Genomic DNA, 24,868 nt, shown 5'->3' on the forward strand with positions numbered 1-24,868 from the left:
CGCGCTTCCGGGCAGCGTCGGCGCGCGGATGCGGGGCGCCCGGGAGCGGTACGGCGCGGAGCCGGGCACGGCGCCGCGCCCCCTGCCGACCGTATGTCCCGGGCGCGCGGGCCGCGATTCAGGCGCGGGCCGATCCGACGGTGCGGTCCAGCAGGGCCAGCAGGGCCGTCCAGTGACGTTCTTCCGCATCGTGGTCGTACGCGGCGGTGTCCGCCTGGGTGAATCCATGCCGTGCTCCGGCGTAGACCTCACTGCGGTGGCTCACGCCCGCCGCGGTGAGGACCTTGTCCAGAAGCGCGATCTGCTCGGGCGGCAGCGCGGGGTCCTGGTCGGCGTGGCCGAAGTACAGCTCCGCACTGATCCGGTCGGCGAGCCGATGGGGGCTGTCGGCGGCGTCGGTGGCCAGCCTTCCGCCGTGGAAACAGGCCGCCGCCGCGATCCGGTCCGGGTGCGTCCCCGCGGTGCGCAGGGCGAGTCCGGCGCCCATGCAGTAGCCCGTGACGGCGACCGGCCCGTCGGCGGCCACGGGGCAGTGCGACAGCCAGGTCAGGTAGGCGTCGGCGTCGCGCATCGCCAGGTCGGGGGTGAGCGACTGCATGATCGGCCCGAGGCGCTCGAAGAGCTCCGGACGGGCGGCGGGGTCGATGAAGTCGGGCAGTTCGACCACGGGGGCCCGGCCGTGGCGGTAGAACACGTTGGGGACCAGGACGGTGTAGCCGGCTCCGGCGAGCCGGTCGGCCATCGCCCTCAGCCGGGGACGGAGCCCGAAGGCATCCATGTAGAGCAGGACCACGGGATGCGGTCCCGCGTCGTCGGGATGGGCCAGGTAGGCGTCGGCGACGCCGTCCGGTGTGGGGATGTCCACGGATGTCCCGAGCACAGCGGTCATGGGCAGTCGTTCCTCTCGCGTCTCGCGTGCGGCGGTTCTTCTGACGTCCCGCTCACGGCGGTTCCTCCCGCTCGCGACGGTTCTCCCCCGCTTTCCGCGGCCGTCCGGCGCGCGGGGATCGCCGGGGGCGGAGGCGGCCGGCCGGTCGGCGGGGCGCGCGGGCGGCTCCGGCCATGTCATGAACACTGTTCCGGTCCCCCGACTCGGTATCGTCGTGCGGCAGCCTCGGTCGATGAACAGTACTCGGGCGGACAGCAGGTGCGGTTTCCGGCAGGGGACCAGGACGGTGAAGGATTCACAACCCCGATGACAGACAACTCCGAGATGATCGAATTCGTTCGGGCACGTCTCGCCGAGGAGGAGCAGATCGCGCAGGCGGCGGGCGGGGACAGCTGGCGCTGCCCGACCGATGTGTCCGGCGAGGTCCACGACCGGACCGGCGCCATCACCTTCAGCCTGCGGGGTCACGGTTTCGATCGGCACATCGCCCTCCAGGACCCCGCGCGCACGCAGCGCCGCATCGAGACGAGCCGAGTGCTCCTCAACGAGTACGCGGAGGTCGCCGACCAGGACACCGACCGTCCCGAGCACGACTTCTCGTCCGGTCGCGCGGTCGGTCTCGGTTTCGCCGTACGGCAGCTGGCCGCGGAGCACGCCGGCCATCCCGACTACCGGGCGAAATGGCTGCCCCGGTTCATCCATTAGCGTCCGCGGTCCCGGATCCCGGCCCCGCACCGCGCGCCCCGGGCGGCACCGGGGGGTATACATCCCCTGTCGTCACCGGCACGGGATGCGCACCGGAGGGAGTGGTGGCCATGGAGCGAACCACCTGCTGCGTGGTGGGCGGCGGCCCTGCCGGAATGGTCCTCGCGCTGCTGCTGGCCCGTGCGGGGGTGGCCGTCACGGTCCTGGAGAAGCACGGCGACTTCCTGCGCGACTTCCGCGGTGACACCGTGCATCCGTCCACCCTGGGGCTGCTGGAGGACCTAGGGCTGGCCGCGAGGTTCGGCCGGCTGCCGCAGCGGCGGGTGACGCAGGTGCAGGTGCCCCTCGGCCCGGACCGCTCGCTCGTCACCGTCGGGGACATCGGCGTGCTGCGGGGCCCGTACAACTACATCGCGATGGTGCCCCAGTGGGACCTGCTGAACCTGCTCGTGGACGAGGCCCGGCGGGAGTCGTCGTTCTCCCTCCGGATGAACACCGAGGCCACCGGGTTCCTGACGGAACGCGTGGGCGTCACCGCCGGCCGGGCGAGGCCGGACGTCCGGGGGAGGGTCACCGGAGTGCGGTACCGCACGTCCGACGGCCGCACCGGAGAGTTGCATGCCGCCCTCACCGTGGCGTGCGACGGCCGGTTCTCGCTGGCCCGGTCGCTGCCCGAACTGGGGCTGCGGAACTTCGCCTGCCCGATGGACGCCTGGTGGTTCAGGCTGCCGCGGCGGGAAGGCGACCCGCACGGGCTCGTGGGAGGCGTCGGCGACCGGTTCGTCAGCGCCATGATCGACCGCGGGGACTACTGGCAGTGCGCCACGCTCATCCCCAAGGGGACCGACGCCCGGCGCCGCGCCGCCGGTCTCGACCGGTTCATGGACGCGTTCGCGGCCGCCGTCCCCTGGCTCGCGGACCGCGTGCACGCACTCGGTTCGTGGGACGAGGTGAAGCTGCTCGACGTACGGCTGGACCGCCTGCGGCGCTGGCATCGCCCGGGGCTGCTGTGCATCGGCGACGCCGCGCACGCGATGTCGCCGGTCTTCGGCATCGGCATCAACCTCGCCGTCGAGGACGCGGTGGCTGCCGCACGGTATCTCGTCGGCCCGCTGCGCGAGGGGACGGTCGGCCTGCGCACCGTACGCCGTGTCCAGCACCGCCGCCTGCCGACGACCGCCACGACGCAGGCCCTGCAGCGCTTCGCCCACCGCAATCTCATCGAACCGGTCCTGTCCGGCCGTCCGGCGTTCGGCGATCAGAGGCGCGCCCGGCGGCTGAGCGAGTTGGCCACCGCCTCGCGGTGGCTGAACCGCCTGCCGGCGTACTTCTTCGCCTACGGTGCCCTGCGCGAGCGCCCGCCCGCCGCCTCGGTGCGCCCGGCCGCGCGCCCGGGGCGCCGCACGGCGGGGTGAGGGCCGGGCGGCGGTCGGGTCAGGCGCGTACCTTGCGGGCCGACATCCAGGCGTAGACGAGGACTCCCGCGAAGAGGAACAGCACGCCCTGGTAGACGGCGGCGTAGCCGGAGCCCGCCAGGAGCCACATGGAGAAGCCGAAGGCCGCCAGGGCGAGCACGGCGTCACAGGCCAGGCGGGCCGGGCGGACCCGGTCGCGCCGTCCCGAGGCGAGGAAGTACAGCTGGGCGGCCGTCGCCAGGAGGTACGGAACGGTCGCGGTGAAGGTCGTGACCAGCACCAGGATCTCGAACACCCGGGTCGTCCCGGCCATGTAGTCGTAGACGGTCAGCAGCGAGGCGAGCAGGACCGTGACGACCACGCCGAAGGTGGGCACACCCCGCCGCTTCACCGCGAACCGCGCGGGGAACAGCCCGTCGCGGGCGGTGGCGTACGCCGTCTGGGCACTGAGCAGCGTCCAGCCGTTGAGCGCGCCCACGATCGACACCAGGGCCGCGCAGGCGACCGCCGCGCCGCCCCAGGTGCCGCCGAACATGGCGTTGACGGCATCGGTGAAGGGGGCGTGCGAGGTGAGCAGTCTGTCGTGCGCGACGGTGCCGAAGACGGCGAGGGTGCCCAGCAGGTACACCAGCGCCGCGCCGAGCGTGCCGAGAACGGTCGCCCTTGCGACATTGCGCCGCGGGTCGCGCACCTCCCCCGCGCTGACCGCCGCCGATTCGACGCCGAGGTAGCTGAAGAGCAGGATCGCGGCGGAAGCGGAGACCGCGCCGAGGGCGCCGCCGCCCGTGGCCCGGAAGGGGCCGAGGTTGTCCGCGTCGAAGAAGAACAGCCCGCCGATCGCGACGAGCAGCAGCGGGACGAACTTCAGCACGGTCGAGACGAGCTGCACCGCGCCCACGTAGCGCGTTCCGGCGAGGTTGGCCAGCGCCGGAAGCCACTGCACCACGAGCGCGGTGGTCATCATCAGCCACGGCGAACCGTGCAGGGGCAGCAGCACGTCGAAGTAGCCCACGGCGGCGACGGCCAGCGCCGCGTTGCTCACCCAGGTCGTGATCCAGTACGACCAGGCGGCCAGGAAGCCCGCGAAGTCGCCGAACGCCTCGCGCACATAGACGTACGGCCCCCCGGTGCGCGGGTCGCGGTGCGCGAGCCGCCCGAAGACGAGCGCGAGTGCGATGGCACCGGCCGTGAGCACTGCGAAGGCGACGAGGCTGATGGTGCCGTACGGGGCGACGGACGCCGGGAGCAGGAAGATCCCGCCGCCGATGATGTTGCCCATGACGAGGGCGGTGGCCACCGGGAGCCCGAAGCGCCGGGCGTGCCTGCTGCCGCCCTCGCGCGTCGGGGCCTTCAGGCGGTGCGCCGGGTCCGGGGACTGCGACGGGGCTCCCGAGGACTCCGGATGCCGCGGGTCCCCCGGGGACGACGGGCCCCCCGTCCGGGCGAGGGCACGGCCTCCGGCCGGGGCCGGAGCCGATGGCGGAACGGTTCCGGGGTCGTCCATGGGTGGTGAGCCTTTCATCCTTCTGGGGGCCGTCCCCGGTTGCGCGGGGGCGGCGTCGCGGCCCCGGCCCGCGCTGCGGTGGCGGCCCGGTGTGCGGACACACACCCACCACGACCATCTCCGGGGGATTCCCTCTATGTTCAGTTATCGGACACCTCAGACGAAATCGCCGTGATTATTCACTGAATCACCCGGTTCGACCGGAAAACGAACGGATCCAGGTGGACGAATCGGCGCATCCTTCGCCGCGCCCCGCGGACCCGCCGCTCGGGGGTTGTCCCTGTTCGGGTCCGCCGACCTCCGTCGGGGCAACCCCCCACGCTCCTTGCCTACGCCCGCTCCCAGCCGCGTCGGCGGTGTGCGAGGTCCCGCACCCGATGCGCCCCCGCGACCAGGGGCACGAACCACGGAGTGCTCCGGAAGTACCAGCGTGCGGGGAACGGTCCGTCACCGAACGCGGACGCGGTCTTCTCGTCCAGGGCCCGGTGGGCCATCAGCCGCCCGAGGACGACCGACATCGGCAGCCCTCGGCCGCAGTACCCCACCGCGTAGTGCACGCCGTCGCGCGTACCCACGTGCGGAACCTGGTCGAACGTGAAGCCCAGCCGGCCGCCCCAGGCGTGGGTGACCCCGATGTCCCGCAGGGCGGGGAACCGGCTCAGCATGGCGCGGCGCAGCCGGGCCTCGATCCGGGCGGGTGGGACGTCGACGGCCAGGTCGAGCCGTCCGCCGAAGACCAGCCGCCCCTCGCCCGTCACCCGGAAGTAGTTCTTGCGCACATCCGCGGTGGTGACGGTCCGCCGGCTGAACGCGTCGCGCAGCCCGGGCGGCAGCGGTGCGGTGGCGATCATGTAGCTGCCCACGGGGTACACCCGCCGCCCCAGCCACGGCAGGAGATCGCCGGTGTGCCCGTCCGTCGCCACGAGCACCTTGTCGGCCGCGGTCCTGCCTCGCCGGTGCAGCACGGTGAACCGGTCGCCGGCCCGGGTGATGCGCGTGACCGGGGTGTGCTCGACGAAGCGACCGCCCCGGTCCTGGAAACGGGTCACCAACTCGCCGAGCAGACGGTACGGATCGAGCGACGCCGAGGCCCGGTCCACCAGCCCGAGGCGGAATCCCGCACCCGGGAACTCGGCGGCCAGCTCGTCACCGGTGGCCAGGCTCAGCTCCTCGTGCGGCAGCAGGCGCCTCCACTGCTCGAACTGCGCGCGTATCTCGTCCTCCTGGCCGCGGCGCACGGCCACCCTGACGTGGCCTGCGCGGTGGAGGTCGGCGCGGACGCCCCACTCGGACAGGTATTGGAGGCATACGTGCACCGCGTTCGAGGACTCGCGCCAGATCCGGACCGCCTGCTCGGGGCCGTACCTCTTCGTGAGGGCTCCCGGGCTCGCGGTGCAGCCCAGCGCCAGCGAGCCGAAGGCCCGTCCGGAGGCTCCCGCACCGGCCTGCCCGGCTTCCAGTACCGTGACGGACGCTCCACGGCTCTGGAGTTCCAGGGCCGCGATCAGGCCGGTGAGTCCGCCTCCCACGACGAGTGTGTCGGAGCACTGGGGCGGGTCGTCGGCTCGGGGCGTCCACGGCCGCAGCGCCCACAGTGCGGTGCCCGTCACGACGCCGGTCCGTTTCCGTGTCCGGTGCGCGCCTCCGGCCCGTCCTCCGTGCGGACGCCCAGGTCGCCGAGGATCCCCGTGCGGTGCTGGTCGAGTGCCGGTGCGGCGGTGACCCGCGTCAGGTCGGGGACGTCGGAGAACTTGAGCGGGGTTCCCACCACCTTCGTGAGGGCGCCGCCGCCGACGGCGTCCACCAGCATCGACCGGCCCGCGACATGCGGGTCGGCGAGCATCCGGTCGACCGTGTTGATGGGGCCGCACGGCACACCCCCGGCGCCCAGCACCTCGCACCAGTGCTCGGTGCTCCCGCCTGCGAGCACCGTCTCGATCTCCTTGGTCAGTCCCGCCTCGTTGTCCTTGCGGGACTCGCCGTCGGCGAACCTGGGATCCTGGCTCAGCCCGGGGCGGCCCAGCGCCGTGCAGAGGCCGGCGAACAGCTTGTCGTTGCCCGCGGCGATGACCATATGTCCGTCCGCGGTGCGGAACTGACCGAACGGGGGCGGCAGGCCCGGGCGGTAGGTGCCCACGGGCCCGGGGACCTCCCCGGTCACCAGATGACGGCCGATCGAGTACTCGAGCAGCGCCAACTGGCAGTCCAGCATGGCGATGTCGACCTGGCTTCCCTTTCCGGTGCGGGCCCGGCGCAGCAGCGCCATCGTGATGCCGACGGTGAGGAACAGCCCGGCGGCGAGGTCGCCGATGCTCACCCCGACCCTGGTCGGCTCTCCACCGGGCCGGCCGGTCACCGACATCATCCCCGACATGCCCTGCACGACCATGTCGTAGGCGGGGCGGTCCCGGTGCGGGCTGCCGCTCTGGCCGAACCCGGAGACGCTGCCGTAGATGAGGGAGGGGAACCGCTCGTGCAGTTCGGGCCATCCGTAGCCCAGCCGTTCCATGGTCCCGGGCCGGAAGTTCTCGGTCAGCACATCGGCCTCGCCCACGATCTGCTCGAAGATCCGGCGGTCCGCCGCGGACCGCAGGTCGAGCGCGATGCTCTCCTTGTTGCGGTTCACCGACTCGAAGTAGGCGGAGTGGCCACCCGCGTGCGGGCCGTATCCCCGGGCGTCGTCGCCCCCCTGGGGGCGTTCGACCTTGATCACCCTGGCACCGTGGTCGGCGAGGATCATCGTGCAGTACGGGCCCGCCAGTACCCGGGTCAGATCGACGACGGTGATCCCGGACAGCGGCCGGTCGTCGGCGTCACCCGGCGGACTGTACTTCGGGGACATTCCCATTCCCTCCTTCTGTGGACATGTGTGCCATCCGGGACCGCCGGAGGAGCAGCCAGGCTCCGACCAGCAGGAACGCCGAACCGGCGACGATCTGCGAGCCCGCGACGGCCCGGTACAGCCCCTCGGTCCCGCCGTCCGCGAGGAACACCAGCCAGGGCAGTTGCAGCGCGTACAGGTAGGCGATGTTGGCGAGGAGCGCGGTACGCGGTCGCTCCATGACCTGGAGCAGGGCGATGGAGGTCATGGTCACGCCCTGGAAGAAGAAGGCCAGGGCGGAGAGCCGCAGCCAGTCGGTGGCCATGGCGGCCGTCCCGCCGGTGAGACCGAACAGTCGGGCGACGGTCGGCGCCGCCACCGCAAGGATCGTGCCGAGCACCGCCCAGGAGCACAGCATCAGCGTCAGCGCGGCGGTGATCCCGCGTCGCACCCGGTCCTTGTTGCCCGCGCCGAAGTTGTGCCCGACGAACGGCACCACCGCGAGGACGATGGCGTTGACGACGGTCAGCGGGAACAGGTCGAGCCGGGACACCACGCCGAAGGCGGCCGTGGCCTCGCGGCCTGCCTGCGCCATCACCCCCGTCACGCCGAAGGCGGCCCCCAGGGTGACGAGGTTGGTCATCGCAACCGGCAGGCCACGCCGGGCGAACTCGGTCAGGTCGCTGCGGAACGTGGCCTTGTCCGGACGTCCGCCGAGCAGGCCGTGCCGCTTGAGGCGCACGGCCACCAGGACGGAGGTGAGCGCGTAGCCCACCTGCAGGCCGAGAGCGATGCCGACCAGGGGGGCGTCGGGGAAGGGCGGGACGAGGAAGACCAGTAGGGGGGTGACCGCCACGCCGATCAGCAGCCCGGCGGTCGCCGCCCTCGCCGCGCCGGCCGCGTCGCCCAGTGCGCGCAGCAGCGCGGTGAGGACCCCGTACAGGAAGAGCACGGGCATGCCCATGATCAGCCACATCGCCAGGGTCAGCGCGTGCTCCCGGATCTCCGGCGCCGCACCGTACAGGTCGATCGCCACCGGGGCTGCCGCGCCGAGCAGTGCCGCCAGCACGAGTCCGGTGCCGAGGGCGGTGACGACCGCGTGGCACACGAAGGCGGGCGTCGGCGGAGTGCCTTTGCCGCTGCGGGTGGTCAGCACGTTGCCGGCGGCGACGCTCACGCCGTGACTCAGCCCGATGAGCAGCATGATGACGGGGATCACCAGGGCGAAGGAGGCGAGTGCGTCGGTGGAGACCCGTGCGGCGTAGTAGCCGTCGAGCAGGTTGCGCGCCACCAGGATCACCGAGGTGAGCAGGTTTGCGAGGCCGGCGCCGGCGATGCTGCGCATGACGGGCGCTTCGGTGAGCGGTGCCCGCGGTCGCAGGCTCATGGTGTCTCTCCCGTTCCGGCGGCGAGTGCGTGAAGTGCCGCTTCGGCGACGGCGGGCGCGTAGCGGAAGCCGCTGCCCGATCCGCCGTGCGCGACCAGCGGGTGGCCCGGAGCGGCGGTGACCATCGGGCCGCCGTCGGGGGTGTAGGAGTCGCAGTGCACGCTGGCACCGCGCAGGGCGGGCAGGGCTCGGGGGGCGTAGCGCCCGAGGACGTCGTGCGCGATGCGCAGGTCCTCGGCGGAGGCCGCCGGCTCGTCCTCGGGCCGGCGGTCCCACTCCGGTGAGGTGATGCTCAGCCACCACTGCGCCCGCTCGGGACGGGGCAGCAGAAACGCGTCGTGGTCGGCGAGATAGACCAGCGGGTCGGCAGGCGAGGCGGGCAGCGCGAGTGTGTAGGACACGATCTTCTTGGTCCGCGGCGGCGGCGCACCCGGTGGCAGGTCCGCGGCGTCGAGCCAGGCGCCCTTGGCCAGCACCAGTTCCCCCGTACGCAGACTCCGTCCGTCCGCAAGGTCCACGGTGAACCCGCTCGACCGGTGCGCCCAACCGCGCACCGGAGCGCACTCGTACACGTCGACGGCGGGATCCGTGCTCCATGACCTGCACAGCTCCAGAACCTGCCCGTGGAGAGCCCGCGGACCGCCGAGGACCGAGGTGTGCGGAGGTCTGGCGACCCATTCCGGGAGCGCGGTTTCCGGGCATGGGGTCAATGGCTCCGTGCTGCGCTCGCGCAGCTCCGCCTCGCGGCCCGCGGCGCACAGGAAGAGCGTCGGCAGGGTGCGGATGGGGGCCTGAGGGTGGACGCGGCGGTACTCGTCGTACCACCGGCGGCTCCGGGCCGACATCGCGCGCAGCCGGTCGCCCCGGGCCAGCGGGGAGGCTATGGCGCCGGCATGCGTGCTGCATCCCGAGCCGACGGTCCGCCGGTCCAGCAGTGCGACGCGGCGGCCGGTTGCGGCAAGCCGGTGGCTGAGTGCGCAGCCGAGGACGCCCGCGCCCACGAGCACGGTGTCGTAGCCGGGGAGGGTGGCGAGGCTCATTCCTGCTCCAGCCACCACACCGTGTGGATCACCAGCGGAGTCGAGCCGTCGTTGTGGATGAAATGCGTCTTCTGAGGTTCGAAGAAGAGGTACTCACCGGTGGTGACCGGGTAGTCGGCGCCGTCGTACGTCAGCAGCCCGGAGCCCTGGGCGATCATCCAGCACTCCGAGACCTGGTGGGTGTCGGGCTTGGAGACCGCCCCCGGCTCCAGGGTGAAACGGCCGCCCTCGAAGGGGACGCGATCGGCACCGAAGGCAGTGAAGTCAGCCTCGCGGAGCTCCACGCCTGGACGGCTGGACGACGGCGGGCCGAAGGGGAAACGGTTCAGCACGGTACTCCTCGGGGTGGGGGTGGGCAGGTCAGCGGAGGGCGCCCGCGGTGGGGATCGCGGCGCGCAGCCGCTGCGGGTTCGCGTACGGGGGGACCGGCGGCGAGTCGACGGGACGGGGGACGGTCGGCCGCGCATACGCGGCGTATGCCGGTTCCCCGTCCGCGCCGAGAGAACGCCAGGCCCAGGTGGCCAGGCGTGGGCTGATGGGGTAGAGCAGCAGCGCCAGCCCCTTCAGCCGGCCGTACCGGTCCGTGGGGCCGGCACCGGAGCGCGTGGCCATCCAGTCGAGGACGGTACGCACCTGCTCGGCCGGGTCGTACACGGGAAAGCGGTGCCCGTCGCACACGCGGGTGAACACCTCTTCGAATCGGCGGGTGATCTCCTCGGATGGTGCGATGGCGGGTTCCCCGCGCAGTTCCTCGGCCTCCGCGACCACGGCGCGACACACGGAGTCGACGAAGACCTCGTTGTAGGTGCGTACGAAGTCTTCGACGTGCAGGTCGACCTCGGTGTGGGTCGGGCTGGTCGCCGCCAGGGTGAACCGGATGCCGTCGCTCTCCAGACCGCACGATCCGGTCAGATCGGCGGCCTGGATCAGATGGCGCGCGCTCGTGGAGATCTTGCGGCCCTCCAGGCGGAGGAACCGGTTGACGACGAAACCGTCGAAGCCCTTCCAACCGGCCACTTCCTCACCCACGGCCTGGATGTTGACCATGTGCGAGACGGTGTTGTCGATACCGAAGAGATTGACACTGGTGACCGAGGACTCCGCGTCGAAGGGGTGGACACGGTCGCCGGTGACCTCACGGTAGAGGTCGCCGAGCAGACGGCAGTATCCGTACAGCAGCCCATGGCCGAAGTAGCGGCTCCGGGCACCCGGTTCCACCGGAATGCCCCATTCGGACGGCTCGGTCAGCCGGATGCGCGTACGCCCCGCGCCGAACTGCCGGGCCACCACCGCGCGCAGTTGCTCGGGGACCCCGATACGCGCCAGCGAGGCGAGACGGGCGTCCGGGTCGGCGATGTCGAAGAAGGAGTCGGCCGAGGGCTCGAACACGAGGTCCTCGCCGGGGAAACGGAGCCGGGGGGCCCGGACCTCCGACGGATCGAAGTGCGCCCCGCAGTCCTCGCAGAAGTACCCGGAGACCCCTGCCCCGCAGTCGGGGCATCCGCCGCACAGCCAGGCGCCCGAGGCGCCCGGTCCGTCCTTGCCGCGGAACGGGAAGGGCACGGTGTCCACCCGCAGGCGGCCAGCGGTCTTCGCGTGGGCGAGCACCTCGGCGAACGAAGCCACGTACCGCTCGCGCCAGTCGTCGGACAGCGGATCGATGAACGCGTCGAAGACGATGTCGTGCGCGGCGAAGTCGGATTGGATCTGTGCGAAGTAGCCGTGCGCCACCTGGTCCGGATCCCGGCCGTCCTGCACCGCACGCAGCGCGATGAACGAGTCGACGGGGTCGGTGCCGCAGACGACGGTGACCGCGGCGCCCCTGGACCGGTAGTGGCGGCGCAGCATGTCCTGGCGCAGATAGGGGCCCGCCAGATGGCCCAGGTGCACACCGCCGTTGGGGGCGGGTTTGGCCGAGATGAACAGGTACCGGTCGGATCCATCGAGGGCGAGCTTGACCATCACTTCCCCAGGGCTAGGCGAAACGGACGAGCGGGGTATCGGGGTTCGGGTTGTAGACCTCCCGCCCCAGCACGCTGTTGGCGATCATGGCGGCACGCCACGCGGCGATGCTGAGGTTGGGGTCGGCGAGACCCACGCACAGCCGACTGCCGTTCTGGACGAAGATGCTGTTGGTGTCCTGATGCCGCCACTGGACCTGGAAATCCGGGCCCACGGGCAGGTTCCCCTCCTTCTCGTACAGGGCCTCCTTGCCGAGGACGGCGTGCAGGTGCTCCCAGGTGGAGGGCTCGAAGCCGGTGGCGAGGACGACGGCGTCGGCGGTCTCGGTGCGCAGCCGGTCGTCCATCCAGGAACGCACCGTCAGCTCGTACCCGCCGCCGTCGGCGGGGCGCAGGGCCACGAGTTCCTGTCCCGCGCGGAAGTCGTAGTCGTGCTGGTGCGCGGAGAAGAAGGTGCGCTCGAAGGCCAGCCGGTAGATGTCGTCGACGAGGTGCTGGGTGATGCCGTCCGAGGACATCGCGAGCCGGTGCAGCAGTTCGCGGCGCCTGGCTTCGGGGGCCTCCCGGAATCCCTGGACGAAGCTGGGTGCGTAGAGGTCGTTGATGAAGGAGTTGTCCTCCAACTGGGAGAAGGCCGGCCGTCTGCCGTACCAGGCCAGCCGTCGGTGCGGCAGGCTCTCCATGATGTCGAGCACCACCTCGGCCCCGGACTGGCCGCCGCCGATCACCGCGATGCGCGCGTCGCGCAGGTTCTCACGGTGGTGCCGGTAGTCGTGGGCGTGGAAGACCCGGTCGCCCAGGTGCGGCCGGGCGCAGTCGGGCACGGCGGGTCGCGGCCCGGTGGCGACGGCCAGGTGCCGGGACCGGTACTCCTCTCCGTCGACCCGGACCCGGAACATCTCCCCGTCGAACCGGGTCTCCTCCACGGTGGAACCGAAGCGGGTGCTCGGAAGGGAGTCCGCGACCCAGCGGAAGTAGTGCTGGAACTGTGTGCGGCTCACGGCGCCGCCGCGGCGGTTGAGGAATTGGTAGAGCACTCCGCGCCGGCTGAGGTAGTTCAGGAAGCTGAAGCGACTGGTGGGGTCGACCGGGGTGACCAGGTCCTTCAGGTAGTGCACCTGGAGCTCCGAGGACTCCAGCAGCAGTCCGCCGTGCCAGGTCATCTCCGGCTGCCGGTCGAAGAAGATCGCGTCGCGGTAGCCGTTCTCCTCCAGCAGAGCGGCGAGGGAGAGGTTGAAGACCCCGATGCCCACGCCGATCAGCCCATAGGTGTCCCTCATGACGCACCTCCGACGACGGCCTCGACGTTGCGCCGGACCTCCCGGACGAAGTCCTCCGCCAGGGCGGCGGCACGCTCGTGGGACACGACGGTGGTGGCGTACGCCATCCTGATCAGGATGCCGCGGTCGGATTCGTGCACGTAGATGTTGAAGTCGAACTTCGGCCGGTACGGCAGATCGAGTACCCGCGTCGCGAAGTCGGGGCCCACATGCTCGGTCCTGCCGGGGACTATGACGTTGTTGACGTGGAAGCCGGTCACCGGAAACACGGGGTCGGTCGGTGAGCCGCCGAGGTGGGCGGACAGGTCCTGGTACTGGTACACCCGGGCGTCCACGGCCTGGAACAGCTCCTGGTTGACCCGGCGGACCAGTTCCCAGAAACCCTCCGGGCGCCGGATGTCGCAACGCAGGCAGAACAGGTCGACGAAGTAACCGACGAGGTCGGCCAGTTCCTCGCTCTCCCGGCCGTGGTAGAGCACTCCGACCGACACGTCGTCGCGGCCGTAGAGGTCCGCGGCCCTCTCGAAGAAGTTGGCCAGCAGAAAGCCGAACAGACTGGACCCGCACGAGGCGGCGGCCTTGCGGGCCTGCTCGCTGAGGTCCTCGCCGAGCAGGAACATCCGCATCGCGCCCGCCCGCTCCCCGCCGGTGGCCGGGAGGTGGAACCCTGGGTGGCCGGCCGGATACCGCTCTTCCCAGAAGGACCGCGCCGTGGCGAACTCCGGGCTGTCCGCCCGCTCCTGCTGCCACCGGCAGAAGTCCTGGTACTGCAGCTTCGGCGAGGGCAGTTCCGCCGGGCGTCCCTGCCGCACGGCCTCGTAGGAGGTTCGCAGCTCCCTGGCCAGAGTGCCCTGGGAGTAGGCGTCCAGGATGCCGCTGAACACCCCGACCGCGGCCGTCGCGCCCCCGTCGGGACGCGGATCGACGAACACCTTGAGGAGGGGCGGGGACGCCAGGTCGAACGTGTGGGTCCGCATCAGGGCGTCGAGTTCCGCGCGCCTCTCTGCCGGGTCCTCGGCGTCCAGCCGCACGTCGGTGATGTCGGGTTCCGCCGAAGGCAGGATGCGCTGGTGCAGCCGGCCCGCGTCGTCCGTGAAGAACCCGGTTCGCAGCAGCTCGTGCCGTCTCACCACGCTCGCCACCGCGGTGCGGAACGCCTCGGCGTCCTCCCACTCGTCCAGCAGGACGGTGATCCGGCCCGACCGGTCCGGGTCGATGTTGTAGCTGAGGAAGTACCGGACCTGCTGCGGTGAGGCGCGCAGTTCCGTGACGGGCGGGCGTCGCTCCAGCACGGGCCGGGACGGGGGGCCGGAATCCCGCAGCGCGCGGGCCAGGGCGGCCGGTGTCGGGTGCTCCAGGACGTCGGCGAAGCTGGGAGCGGTTCCCAGGCGCTGCCGGGCGCGGGAGACGACCTTGGCGACCGTCAGCGAGGTCCCGCCGAGCTCGAAGAAGCTGTCCCTCTCCCCCACCGCTTCCACGCCGAGGACCTCGGCGAAGATCTCCCGCACCGCGTGCACGACGGCCGCGTCGTGCGCCCACCGCTGCTCGGCTTCCTCGATCGCCCTCTCCTCGCAGGGCAGTTCGTCCACGGGGAGGTCCAGGCACCGGTCGAGGCGGTTCAGCAGGAAGCGGTGCAGGCGGGTCACCGCCACGGCCGCCTCGGCGGCCTCTGCCGTCCGGTCGTGGTCGGCGATCAGGCCGACGCTCTCCGCGTGGACGAAGGACAGGTCGCCGCAGGGCAGGTCCGTCTCGCCCGGCAGCAGCGTGCTCGGGGTGCCGGCGAAGTCGGGTCCGTCGACCGGTCCGGAACGGTGGGCGAAACGAACGCGCGGCACCTGCCCCGCCGGGACGTCGGCGGGCAGGTCCCGGGCCTCGTGGGCGTCCAGCACCCGGTCGCGGACCGCCGCGAGGAACTCCCTCACCGTCCGGGCCTCCGGCACGGCGATCAAAGCCGTGGTGGCTACCGGCCCGAGCACCTCGGCGAACGGTCCGGGCGACCGGTTGGGCTGCTCCACGGCCACGGTGTCCGCCAGCCGCAGCCGTCGCACCGCCAGCAGGAAGGCGCCCAGGCGCAGGATCGGGACGGTGACGCCCAGCTCCGGGGCGAACGCGGTCACGGCGGTGCCGGGTTCGGGCGCGATGTGCCGTGCTGTGGCGCGCGCCGGTGTCCGCAGCGCGTGCCCGGCGGTCGGCAGGGCGTGGCGCCGGGCCGCGGTGGCCGGGTGGGCGAGGTACCTCGCCTGCGCCGCGGTGAACTCGGCGTGGCTCACCGGGGCGGTGGTCTGCTCCCGGCCGCCGTACAGTGCGGCGAGTTCGTCGAGGGCGAGGGCGAGGGTCCGCTCGTCCGCGACCAGGGGGTGGGCGATCAGCTCGACACGGGTGCCGTCCCGTTCCTCGTGAACCTTGAGGAGGAAGGCGGGGCCGGTGCGCAGGTCGAAGGCGGCGGGGTCGGTCTGCCGGGTCCGCCGCACCGGTTCCTCGCCCGGTGGCCGGAGCCCGGTGCCGTCGGCCGTGAGCACGGCGAGCAGATTCTCGTGGCGGGCGCACAGGCGGGTGAACGCGGCGTGCAGGCTCGCGGCATCCAGTCGTCCGGCACAGCGTGCGCTCCGGCTGAGGACCGCGCGGGCGGATCCCGGGTCGTGTTCGGCGGCCACGGCGGCCTGCTGGGCCACTGACAGCGGGCCGAGCGGAACGTGGCCACCGGTGCGTTCCATCTGGCCGCTCGTGCGGCCGAGCAGGTCGAGAACGGCCGTCTTGTGGATGCGCAGTCGCCCCAGGATCTCCTGTGGGAGCTGCCCGACGGCGCCGTCCAGGCGCAGGTTGCCGCCTTCCGCCCGTGCGGTGACCGCGTGCCGCCGGAGCGCACTCACGAGGTCGTGGACCACCTGCTCATCGGGTTTCATGGGGCTGCTCCGCGGTCGTGTCATCCACGGGGGTGACGGTGATACCGATCCGGTCCACGAGCTCGGTGACCGTGGCCTCGATGTCCTCCTCCGGGCCGCACTGGGCGAGGAGGTAGCCGATCTCGAACCCCTTGAAGCGCACGTCCGGGGACACCATGGCCTGTCCCGGACCGAAGAGCTGCATGACACCGCGGCAGCGCGGATCACGGCGGACGTCCTGGATGCCCGTGATCCGGTCGAGGACCCCGAACGCCGGGGGCATGAGCACCCGTGAAGCCGCGAAACCGTGGAAGGAACGGGTGTAGTCGTCGAGGGCGAGTGGACAGTGCCCCTGCACCACGTCGAGGAGGGCGTGGTACGGGTTCAGTCCCGGCTGGGCGAGCGGCACCAAGTGGGAGTTGATCAGCTCGCCGCCCAGGCGTCCGCCCACCTCCAGCACGCGCACGCCGTTCTCGGTGACCATGATGTCGACGTGGAACCCGCAGTGGTCGATGCCCGTGGCGGCGACGGCGCGGCGGGCCAGTCCGACGATCTCGTCCTGGACCGCCCGGGTCAGGCGGGAGGGGACGATGTTCTGGTATTGCAGGGGCAGGGAGCGGTCGAAGCTCTTGTCGGCGACGGCCAGGGTGATCACGCGACCGTTGCTGACGAGCCCGGCGACCGAGTGCTCGCTGCCGCTCAGGTCCTCCTCGACCAGCACGGTGTCCGCGTAGTAGTGGAACATCTCGCCCGGCTGGGCCGCGTTGTGGGCGACGAACTCCCGGTACGCCGCGGCCGCCTCCGCCGGGTCCGTGATCCGCCGGATGCCCCGGCCGCCGGAGTTCCCCGCGGGCTTGAGCAGGCAGGGCATCCCGACCTCGGCCACGGCGGCGTCGAGTTCCTCCTCGCTCCGGACCACGGCGTAGCGGGGATTGGCGCGCGGTATCGCGTCCAGCAGCCTGCGGGTGCGGACCTTGTCCCGGACGTTGAGGGCGGCGTCGGGGTCGGTCGCGGGAAGACCCAGCCGGGCTCCGAGCCGGGCGGCCAGTTCGACCTCGCGGTCCTTCCAGGCCACGATCCCGTGGACGGTGAGGGAGTGTTCACCGAGGTATCCGGTGATCACCTCCTCCGCCTTGTCGTAGTCGCCGACCGGTGCCTCGATGAGGTGGGTCACCGGGTAGCCGCGGTAGGCACCCGGGGTCGGTGTGGCGACCGCGAGCCGGTAGCCCTGGTCCAGGGCGGCGCGCAGTTCGGCCTCGCGTTCGTTCGGCAGTTCTCGGGTGTCGAGGTAGAGCAGACACCGGTCGGCGTGCGGTCGGTTGCGGTCGAGCATCTGCGGGTCTCTTCTCAGCGCGGGGGTTCGGTGGACAGGGGCGGACGGGATCAGGCCGCCGCCGGATGCCTTGCGCGGGTGGAAAGCGGTCAGATCAGGAGGGTGCCGGGGCCGCCTCCTGGCTCGTCGATGCGCCGCTGCATCAGTGCGGCCAGCGCACGCGGGGTGGAGTGGTCCAGGACGTCCCGGAGGGTGAGCGCCACGCCGTGGGCGTGCAGCGAGGCCTCGGCCAGGGCCTCTGCCGCCTCGGTGTCGCCGCCGACTGCGGCGAAGTGCGTGGTGGCCCCGGCCTCGTCGGCGCCGGCCAGGGCGGCGAACCGTTCCACCAGCCAGCTCTCCAAGGGGCCGACCGGTGCCACCGGCTCGTTCGCGACGGACAGCGGATGAGCGGCGAGCGCCGCCCGGTCGACCTTGCCCGAAGGGGTCCTGGGCAGTTGCTCCAGCACGACGCATGCGGACGGAACCATGTGGGCGGGCAGCCGGTGCGCGGTCCAGGCGGTCAACTCGTCCGCCTCAAACTGCGGTTGGGCCCCGGTGACGAAGGCGACCAGCCGCGCCCGGGGGGTGCCGGGATCTCGTGGGACCACACAGACCTCGGCGATGTGCGGATACGCGTCGAGGACGCGTTCCACTTCGCCGGGCTCGACGCGGAATCCGCGGATCTTGCACTGGTCGTCGAGCCGGCCCAGGTGCACCAGGGTTCCGTCCGGCTCACGGCGCACCCGGTCGCCGGTGCGGTACATGCGCCCCCCGTGGAAGGGGTCCGTGAGGAACTTCTCCGCGGTGAGGCCGGGCCGGTTCAGGTATCCGGCGGCCAGTTTGGCCCCGGCCAGGTGCAGTTCGCCGGGGAAGCCGTCGGGCACCGGGCGGCCTGCGGAGTCCAGGACGTACGCGGCCGTACCCGGCAGCGGCGAACCGATCGGCACCGAGCCGGTCCCGGTCAGCGGGATCTCGGCGGCGGTGGAGTAGGTGGTGTCCTCGGTGGGGCCGTACAGGTTGAGCAGCCGCAGCCCCGGGACGGCCGCTCCGGTGCGCTCGACCAGCGTGCGCCGCAGCGGTTCTCCGGCGAGGTTGAGGACCCGCAGCGAGGCGGGCGGGGTGACGTGTTCGAGGACCTCCTCCCAGACCGAGGGAACCGTGTTGACGAGTGTGACGCCCTCTCCCCCGGTCATCAGGTCGAGCGCATTCTGCGCCAGCCGGAGGCCGCCGCCCAGGGACCAGTTCACGAAGATCTCGAAGACGGACAGGTCGAAGCAGACCGAGGTGCCGGCGAACACCTGCCGCAGATCCTCGGCGTCGTAGGTCGCCGCCGCCCAGTGCCGGAACCAGTGCAGCGCCTCGTGCCGGATGACCACCCCCTTGGGGCGACCGGTGGTCCCCGACGTGTAGATGACGTACGCCGGGTCGTCGGGTCCGGGGACCGCGCGGGCCCACCGGCTCCGGTCCCCCGTGAGGCTCCCCACCGGGACGACGGGAGCATGTGCGCTCAGCCCGTCCGGCACGGCCGGCAGGTCGGTGAGCACCAGATCGGGGGCGGCGTCCTCCAGAACGAAGGCGAGACGGTCGGCCGGGTACGCCGGATCCAGTGGCACGTAGGCGGCGCCCGACAGGAGCACTCCGAGCAGCACCACGGGAAGTGCCTCGGTGCGCCGCATCAGCACCGCGACCCGGCTGCCCGCGGTCACGCCGCGTTCCGTCAGCGCGGCACCGTACTCCTCGGCCAGGCGCCACATCGTGGCGTAGTCCAGGTCGGCACCGTGCACGGCGACGGCGCGCGGCTGCCGCTCGGCCTGTCGCGCGATGTGCTCGGTGAGGGGCGCGTACGGCCCCGGGTCGGCCTCCGGCAAGGGTCGGGCCGCGGGCTCGGCGAGTTCCAGCGCGGACACGGGGCGCCCGGAGTCTGCGAGGAACTGCTCGACCGCCCGTTCGACGGCTGCGGCCACCGCGGCCACCTGCGGGCGGCTGTACAGTTCCCGGTCGTATTCCAGGACGAGTTCGTCCTCGCCCCCACCTGCCGAGACGGCGACCGACAGAGGGTACTTGGCGGCCCCGGGGGCGACCGGACGCGGCACCCAGGCGTGACCGCCCGCCTCGTGCGCCTCGTACTCCGTCATGGTGAACAGCACCTGACTGAGCGGTGGGCGGCGGTTGCCGGGGGTGACTCCGAGCCGGGAGGCCAGCTCGTCGAGCGGACAGGCCTGGTGGGCGAGGTCCTCCGCCAGCCGGCCGGACACGGTGCTCAGCAGTTCGCCGAACGTGTCGCGCTCGGCGACCGTGACACGCAGCGGCACAGTGTTGGTCAGCAGTCCGATCACGGAACGGAACTCGCTGCGCTGCCTGTTCGCCACCGGCGTCGCGATGATCTGGTCGTTCTCACCGCTCAGCCGGGCGAGGACGACCCCGAGCACACTGAGCCAGACGGTGAAGGCGCTGACTCCCTCCGTCCGGGCGAACTCGGCCACGTGCCGCGGCAGTCCGTCCAGACGCACCCTCACGACACCGGCTCCGGCGCCCTCCCCCTCCCCCGGCAGAACCGTGGCGAGCGGCGCTCCGGCGAGGCGCCGCTCGAAGTGGTCCAGTGCGGCGGTGACCTCATCGGCGTCCTCGGCCGTGTCCTGCCGACGCACCACGTCCGTGAAGTCGCAGGTGAGGTCGGGCAGGGTGGTGCCGGTACAGAGCGCGGCGAACTCGTTGAGGAACGGCCCCAGCGACTGCCCGTCGAAGGCGATGTGATGCACGGTCAGCATGAGGTGCCGTTCCGTGCTGGGACCCTCCAGCACCGCCGCGCGCAGCGGGATCTCCCCTTCGAGGTCGAACAGGTGGTCGGCCTCCTGCTGGGCGGCCTCCTCCAGGTCGGTCACCCGTACCCGTCGCGGGGACCAGTCGGTGAGTTCCCGGGCGTGCGCCACCGGCCGGTCGTCCGTTTCCTCCACCACCGAGTTCAGGACGCGATGACGGCGCATCACCTGCTTCAGGGCGCTCTCCACCCGGCTCTCCGGGATGTCCGAGGGCAGCTCGAACAGCAGCGGGACGTTGTAGGCGGCCGTGGGGGCGACCCGGTGCAGGAACCAGAGGCGCTGTTGCTCACGGGTCAGCGGCAGTGGTCCGGCCGCGTCTTGCGGCTCCGGTCGGCTCTCCTCCAGCGGTGCGACCCGGCCCGCCTCGGCGAGGACCGCGGCGAGGTCGGCGAGCACCGGGGTGCCCAGCACCGCGGAGACGGGAAGGTGGGCACCGGTGCGCTGCTCGACCTCGGCCTGAACGGACATGGCCAGCAGGGAGTTGCCGCCGAGCTGGAAGAAGTGGGCCGCCGGCGAACCGACGGGGGTACCGAGCAGTGCGGACCAGATGTCGGCGAGGGTCCGCTCATGCGGAGTGAGGGGCCGTACGGGACGGAGTTCCTGCGGCCCTGCCAAGAGGTCGGCCAGCGCCCGCCGGTCCACCTTGCCGTTGGCGGTGAGCGGCAGCCGGTCCACCGTGACGACACGGTCGGGCAGTTGGAAGGAGGGCACGCGGTCGCGCAGCCAGTCCAGCAGCTCCGGGCCGCGGTCGTCGTCCTCGCAGGTGACGACCCCCACCAGGCTCTGACCGTGGCGACTCGTGGCGACGAACGCGGCGGCGTCGTCGACACGGGGGTGGGTGCGCAGCGCTGCTTCCAGGCCGGACAGTTCTATCCGCCGGCCGTTGACCTTCACCTGGCCGTCCCGCCGTCCCAGGAAGTGCAGGCAACCGTCCGCGTCGGCATAGCCGAGGTCGCCGGTGAGATAGACGCGGACCCACCGGCCGTTCTGGAGAACACTGGTGAACCGGTTGTTGGCCCGGTCGCCGTGGTAGCCCTGCGCCACCCCCGCACCGGTCGCCACCAGTTCTCCGACGAATCCCGGCGGCAGCGGGCGGCGGTACGCGTCCCACACCTGCACGCCGCCGCCTCGGATCGGCGTGCCGATGGGCACCGGCCGGTCCGCGGGCCACTTCGCGGGGAGGGGAAAACAGGCGGTGAAGGTGGTGTTCTCCGTCGGACCGTAGCCGTTGACGATGCGCAGGCCGGGGTGGCGCCGCTGCACCCGGGCAACATGCCGGGGCGACACGACGTCGCCGCCCACCAGCAGGTGCCGCAACCCGGTGAAGCACTCGATGTCCAGGTCGGCGAGCGTGTTGAACAGCGCCGAGGTCAGCCATGCGGTGTGGACGCCGTGCTCGGCCACGGCGTCGCGCAGCCCGGCCGCGGTGAGCGGTCCCGTGCCCTCGGGGATCACGCAGGTACCGCCGTTGAGCAGCGGTGCCCACAGTTCCAGGGTGTAGGCGTCGAAGTCGGCCGGAGCTGCCTGAAGCATCACCAGGTCTTCGTCGAGGGGGGCGAAGTCCTGGTCGGTCACCAGGCGGACGACGCCCCGGTCGGTGCACACGATCGCCTTGGGCTCACCGGTGGTTCCGGACGTGAAGTTGACGTAGGCGGCGCTCTCCTCGCTCCGCCGTACCCGCTCGGGCCGCGAGCCGTCCGGCTGGACGACCGGCACGGCGGTGACACCGGGGATCGGTGAGCGGTCCCGGTCGGTGACCGCGAGCGTCACCCGCAGCGCGGTGCACAGGGCGGCCAGTCGTTCGGCGGGCCAGTCGGCGCTCAACGGCACATAGGCGGCCCCCGCTTTGAGGATGCCCAGGACGGCTGTCGCGCGGTCGATGCCACCGGCCGTCGCCAGCCCGACGTATGCGCCCGTCCCGACCTGCGCACTCTGGAGCGCCGACGCCACCGCGTCCGACCGCGTGTCCAGTTCGCGGTAGGTCACGGAGCGCTCCCCCTCACGCAGTGCGGTCCGCTGTCCGAACGCGGCGACGGTGTCGTCCCAGCGCGTTTGCAGGTCGGTGTACTCCGGCTCGGGGCCGGGCTGGTCCGTTCCCCGGTGCGCGGTGGTCAGGACGACAGAGCCGACCGGGGTGTCGGGCTCGGCGGCGAGCCTGCCGAGCAGTTCACGAAACGACCGGTCCAGAGCCTCCACCGCATACGGCGCGATCAGTTCGGGGTCGTGCTCCCAGTGGTAGGTCAGGCCCTCGCCCCGGGGGGTGATCAGCAGGGAGAGCGGGAACTTGGCCCGGGCGGGCGGTTGGGGAAGGTGTTCGACCCGGACATCCCCCAGGTCGCTGCCGCCGATGCCGTGCTGCCAGACGACGACGAAGTGCTGCAGCGGGTTGTGCGCCCGTCCGCCGTCGCCGTCGAGTTCCCGTAGCAGGCGGTCCATGTCGAGGCGCGGGTGTTCCATGGCCCAGCGGCTCTCGTCGAACACCTCGGACACCAGTTCGACGAAGGTGAGCTTCTCGTCCACCCGGAAGGAGAGCGGGAGCATACTGACGAAATAGCCCACGACGCGCTGGACACCGGCTTGGCGCCGGTTGGCGTAGGGCGTGCTCACGATGATGTCGTGCTGTCCGGTGAACCGCCCGAGCGCCACCGCGTACGCCGCCAGCAGCACGGAGAACTGCGTCGTTCCGCTCTCGCGGGCGATCCGGCGCACGGCTGCGACAGTGTCGCCCGGCAGGTCTCCACCACAGCTCGTCGCGGACGGCCGGCCGGTGCCGCTGCCCAGAAGCCGGGTGGGGAGCCGGGGCAGCTCGGCCGCGCCGAGCCGCTCGGCCCAGTCACCGGTGTCGGCGTCGCTCTCCCAGTCGGCGGGGTGGCAGACGTCGGGAGCGGGGACCTCCTGGCCCAGGTAGTGCGCGCGCACCGCGTCCCAGACCAACCCCAACGACCAGCCGTCCGCCAGCAGATGCGGCAGGTTGAACTCCAGCACGTGGTGCGCGTCGCCGAGACGGTGCAGCCTGGCGACGAACACCTGTCCGCCGGCCAGGTCGAACTCCCTCTCCCCCTCGCTGCGCAGACACTCCGTCAGCTCGGTCTCGGTGGTCTGTCGGCGCTCGACCTCCCAGTAGGGGTCGGGAGCGGCCACCTGCAGCAGCTCGCCACCGCTGTCCACGATCCGGGTGTACAGGGCCGGGTTGGCCCGGTAGACCCGCTGCACGCTCGCGCACAGCAGGTCGGCGTCGAGCGCCCCGCGCAGCTCGTAGGCGACGTGGATGTTGTAGGCGGTGCCGCCTCCCGGCAGCCGGCCGACATTCCACAGCAGGTGCTGCCCGCGGGACAGCGGCACCCCGGCCGGGTTCCCGGACGACTCGTTCATGTCACCCTCCTGTGCCGGGCACCGGCCGTGCCCCGCGTGTCATCGCGTCGTACTCGTCGGAGAAGAAGAACCTGGACTGCCCGAAAGCGGGCCGCAGTTCGTCGAACCAGGTCGCCGCGGGGTCGTGAGCGGCGAAGAAGGGCTGGTGCGTCCACGCGGCGTTGCGCCCCTGCAGGAAGCGGAGCACGAAGACACGCTCGCCCCGGATCTCCGCGACGCCCTGCACCTCGACCTTGCCGGGCCCGCAGCTCATGCTGGGACCGCGGACCGTGCGGGCCAGACCGCTCACCCGGCGCACGGACTCCGCGTAGATCCGCCAGGCGCGCTCCAGCGGGACCTGGAAGTAGTGGTCGGCGCCGGTGTCCCGCTCCACGAACAGGTAGTACGGGATCATTCCCAGGGCCACCTGCTGCTGCCAGAGGGCCGACCAGACGTCGGGGTCGTCGTTGATGTGGGCGAGCAGCGGTGCCTGGGTACGGATGACCGCGCCCGTCGACCTGATGCGCCGGACGGCTTCCCCGAACAGCGGCGACCGCATCTCGCGCCAGTGGTTGACGTGCGCCATCAAGGCCAGATGGCGACCGCCGGCGACGATCCGCCGGAACAGCGCCAGGAGGTCCTCGGCGTCCTCGTCGTGCACATAGCGGTGCGGCCAGAAGGTCAGCGACTTCGTGCCGATACGGATGGTGCGGATGTGTGCCAGGTCGGGATCGGAGAGCAGCGGCTCCAGGTATCCGGCCAGCCGGTGGGTGCGCATGACCATTGGGTCGCCGCCGGTGATCAGGATGTCCGTCACCTCGGGGTGGGCCTTGAGGTACGCGGCGAGCCCGGCACTGTCCTTCGCGGAGAAGCGGTCCTCGGCTCCCACGAACTGCGGCCACCTGAAGCAGAAGGTGCAGTAGGAGTGACAGGTCTGGCCGGCGGAGGGGAAGAACAGCACGGTGTCGGCGTACTTGTGCTGCACACCGGGGACCGCTCTGCCGTCGAGTTCCGGCACGTTGAGGGTCTGCTGTCCCGCGGGGTGCGGGTTCAGAGCGGCACGCAGTGACCGGGCCAGCCGTTCCGTCTCCTGGCGCGGCGCCCCGGAGCGCAGGAGTCCGGCCATCGCCTCGTAGGCCTCGGGCCTGAGCATCTCGCGGTGCGGAAAGGTGAGCCGGAAGACCGGGTCGTCCAGTGGAGCGTCCCAGTCGATCAGTTCACGCAGGACGAACTCGTTGACCCGGAACGGCAGGACCCGCGAGACCACCTCGATGTCGAAGCGCCGCTCCTCGGGCAGACGGTCGAACCATTCGGACCGGCGCAACCGGCTGAGCCCGTAGGCGCTGAATCGTTGGGTTCGGGCCGCGGACATGACGGCGTCGCCTAACAGCACTGTGCTTCCCCCCGTGAGCAAGTGGCCCGTGCCATGTGGCCGCACAGCCGCGCGCTGACGACGGCGTGCGACCCCGCTCCGCCCCGTGAGCACGGGGCGGAGCGAATCC

The 24,868-nt window shown here is 71.9% G+C and carries 15 protein-coding genes; 2 read left to right on the forward strand and 13 right to left on the reverse strand.

Translation table 11 applies throughout. The features are described 5' to 3' along the window. Positions 1-118: 118 nt before the first annotated feature. Complete coding sequence (locus tag ACIHCL_RS20700) at positions 119-889, reverse strand: dienelactone hydrolase family protein (RefSeq protein ID WP_399863789.1); 771 nt, start codon at positions 887-889, stop codon at positions 119-121. A 306-nt stretch (positions 890-1,195) separates the two neighbouring features. Here ACIHCL_RS20700 and ACIHCL_RS20705 point away from each other — a divergent pair, with 306 nt between their 5' ends. After that, positions 1,196-1,594 carry a DUF6221 family protein gene (locus ACIHCL_RS20705; RefSeq protein WP_399863790.1) on the forward strand — a complete coding sequence of 133 codons (399 nt, stop codon included), beginning with the start codon at positions 1,196-1,198 and terminating at the stop codon, positions 1,592-1,594. A 110-nt stretch (positions 1,595-1,704) separates the two neighbouring features. Then, the gene (locus ACIHCL_RS20710; protein WP_399863791.1) at positions 1,705-3,009 is read left to right on the forward strand and encodes an FAD-dependent oxidoreductase; all 1,305 of its coding nucleotides are present in this window, start codon (positions 1,705-1,707) and stop codon (positions 3,007-3,009) included. A 19-nt stretch (positions 3,010-3,028) separates the two neighbouring features. On the opposite strand, the gene ACIHCL_RS20715 is transcribed toward ACIHCL_RS20710, so the two are convergent. The 12 genes from ACIHCL_RS20715 to ACIHCL_RS20770 all read right to left on the reverse strand — a co-directional run bounded on the left by ACIHCL_RS20715 (position 3,029) and on the right by ACIHCL_RS20770 (position 24,738). Then, on the reverse strand, positions 3,029-4,513 hold the full coding sequence (locus tag ACIHCL_RS20715) for an amino acid permease (protein ID WP_399863793.1): 1,485 nt from the start codon (positions 4,511-4,513) through the stop codon (positions 3,029-3,031). 329 nt (positions 4,514-4,842) lie between these two features. Next, positions 4,843-6,123, reverse strand: a complete 1,281-nt coding sequence (locus ACIHCL_RS20720) for an NAD(P)/FAD-dependent oxidoreductase (RefSeq protein WP_399863794.1) — start codon at positions 6,121-6,123, stop codon at positions 4,843-4,845. Beyond that, the gene (locus ACIHCL_RS20725) at positions 6,120-7,355 is read right to left on the reverse strand and encodes a CaiB/BaiF CoA transferase family protein (RefSeq protein ID WP_399863795.1); all 1,236 of its coding nucleotides are present in this window, start codon (positions 7,353-7,355) and stop codon (positions 6,120-6,122) included. Before ACIHCL_RS20725 ends, ACIHCL_RS20720 begins: the two co-directional genes overlap by 4 nt. Continuing rightward, positions 7,327-8,721 (reverse strand): MATE family efflux transporter, encoded by a 1,395-nt coding sequence (locus ACIHCL_RS20730; protein ID WP_399863796.1) that lies wholly within the window; start codon positions 8,719-8,721, stop codon positions 7,327-7,329. The genes ACIHCL_RS20725 and ACIHCL_RS20730 overlap by 29 nt, the downstream gene beginning before the upstream one ends. Further along, on the reverse strand, positions 8,718-9,761 hold the full coding sequence (locus ACIHCL_RS20735; RefSeq protein ID WP_399863797.1) for an NAD(P)/FAD-dependent oxidoreductase: 1,044 nt from the start codon (positions 9,759-9,761) through the stop codon (positions 8,718-8,720). Before ACIHCL_RS20735 ends, ACIHCL_RS20730 begins: the two co-directional genes overlap by 4 nt. After that, positions 9,758-10,093 carry a cupin domain-containing protein gene (locus tag ACIHCL_RS20740; RefSeq protein WP_399863798.1) on the reverse strand — a complete coding sequence of 112 codons (336 nt, stop codon included), beginning with the start codon at positions 10,091-10,093 and terminating at the stop codon, positions 9,758-9,760. The genes ACIHCL_RS20735 and ACIHCL_RS20740 overlap by 4 nt, the downstream gene beginning before the upstream one ends. A 28-nt stretch (positions 10,094-10,121) precedes the next feature. Continuing rightward, on the reverse strand, positions 10,122-11,723 hold the full coding sequence (locus ACIHCL_RS20745) for a class I tRNA ligase family protein (RefSeq protein WP_399863799.1): 1,602 nt from the start codon (positions 11,721-11,723) through the stop codon (positions 10,122-10,124). A gap of 13 nt (positions 11,724-11,736) precedes the next feature. Further along, positions 11,737-13,002, reverse strand: coding sequence for a lysine N(6)-hydroxylase/L-ornithine N(5)-oxygenase family protein (locus ACIHCL_RS20750; protein ID WP_399863800.1), 1,266 nt, complete (start codon positions 13,000-13,002; stop codon positions 11,737-11,739). Next, positions 12,999-15,905, reverse strand: a complete 2,907-nt coding sequence (locus ACIHCL_RS20755; protein ID WP_399863801.1) for a condensation domain-containing protein — start codon at positions 15,903-15,905, stop codon at positions 12,999-13,001. Before ACIHCL_RS20755 ends, ACIHCL_RS20750 begins: the two co-directional genes overlap by 4 nt. Next, the gene (locus ACIHCL_RS20760; protein WP_399863803.1) at positions 15,892-17,217 is read right to left on the reverse strand and encodes an ATP-grasp domain-containing protein; all 1,326 of its coding nucleotides are present in this window, start codon (positions 17,215-17,217) and stop codon (positions 15,892-15,894) included. The genes ACIHCL_RS20755 and ACIHCL_RS20760 overlap by 14 nt, the downstream gene beginning before the upstream one ends. Positions 17,218-17,306: 89 nt before the next feature. Then, a complete protein-coding gene (locus ACIHCL_RS20765; protein WP_399863804.1) occupies positions 17,307-23,387 on the reverse strand; it encodes an amino acid adenylation domain-containing protein in 6,081 nt (2,026 codons plus the stop codon). Position 23,388: 1 nt separating this feature from the next. After that, positions 23,389-24,738 carry a KamA family radical SAM protein gene (locus ACIHCL_RS20770; RefSeq protein WP_399863805.1) on the reverse strand — a complete coding sequence of 450 codons (1,350 nt, stop codon included), beginning with the start codon at positions 24,736-24,738 and terminating at the stop codon, positions 23,389-23,391. Positions 24,739-24,868: the final 130 nt, after the last annotated feature.

The sequence above is a fragment of the Streptomyces sp. NPDC052042 genome (assembly GCF_044548345.1).
Taxonomy (GTDB): Bacteria; Actinomycetota; Actinomycetes; order Streptomycetales; family Streptomycetaceae; genus Streptomyces.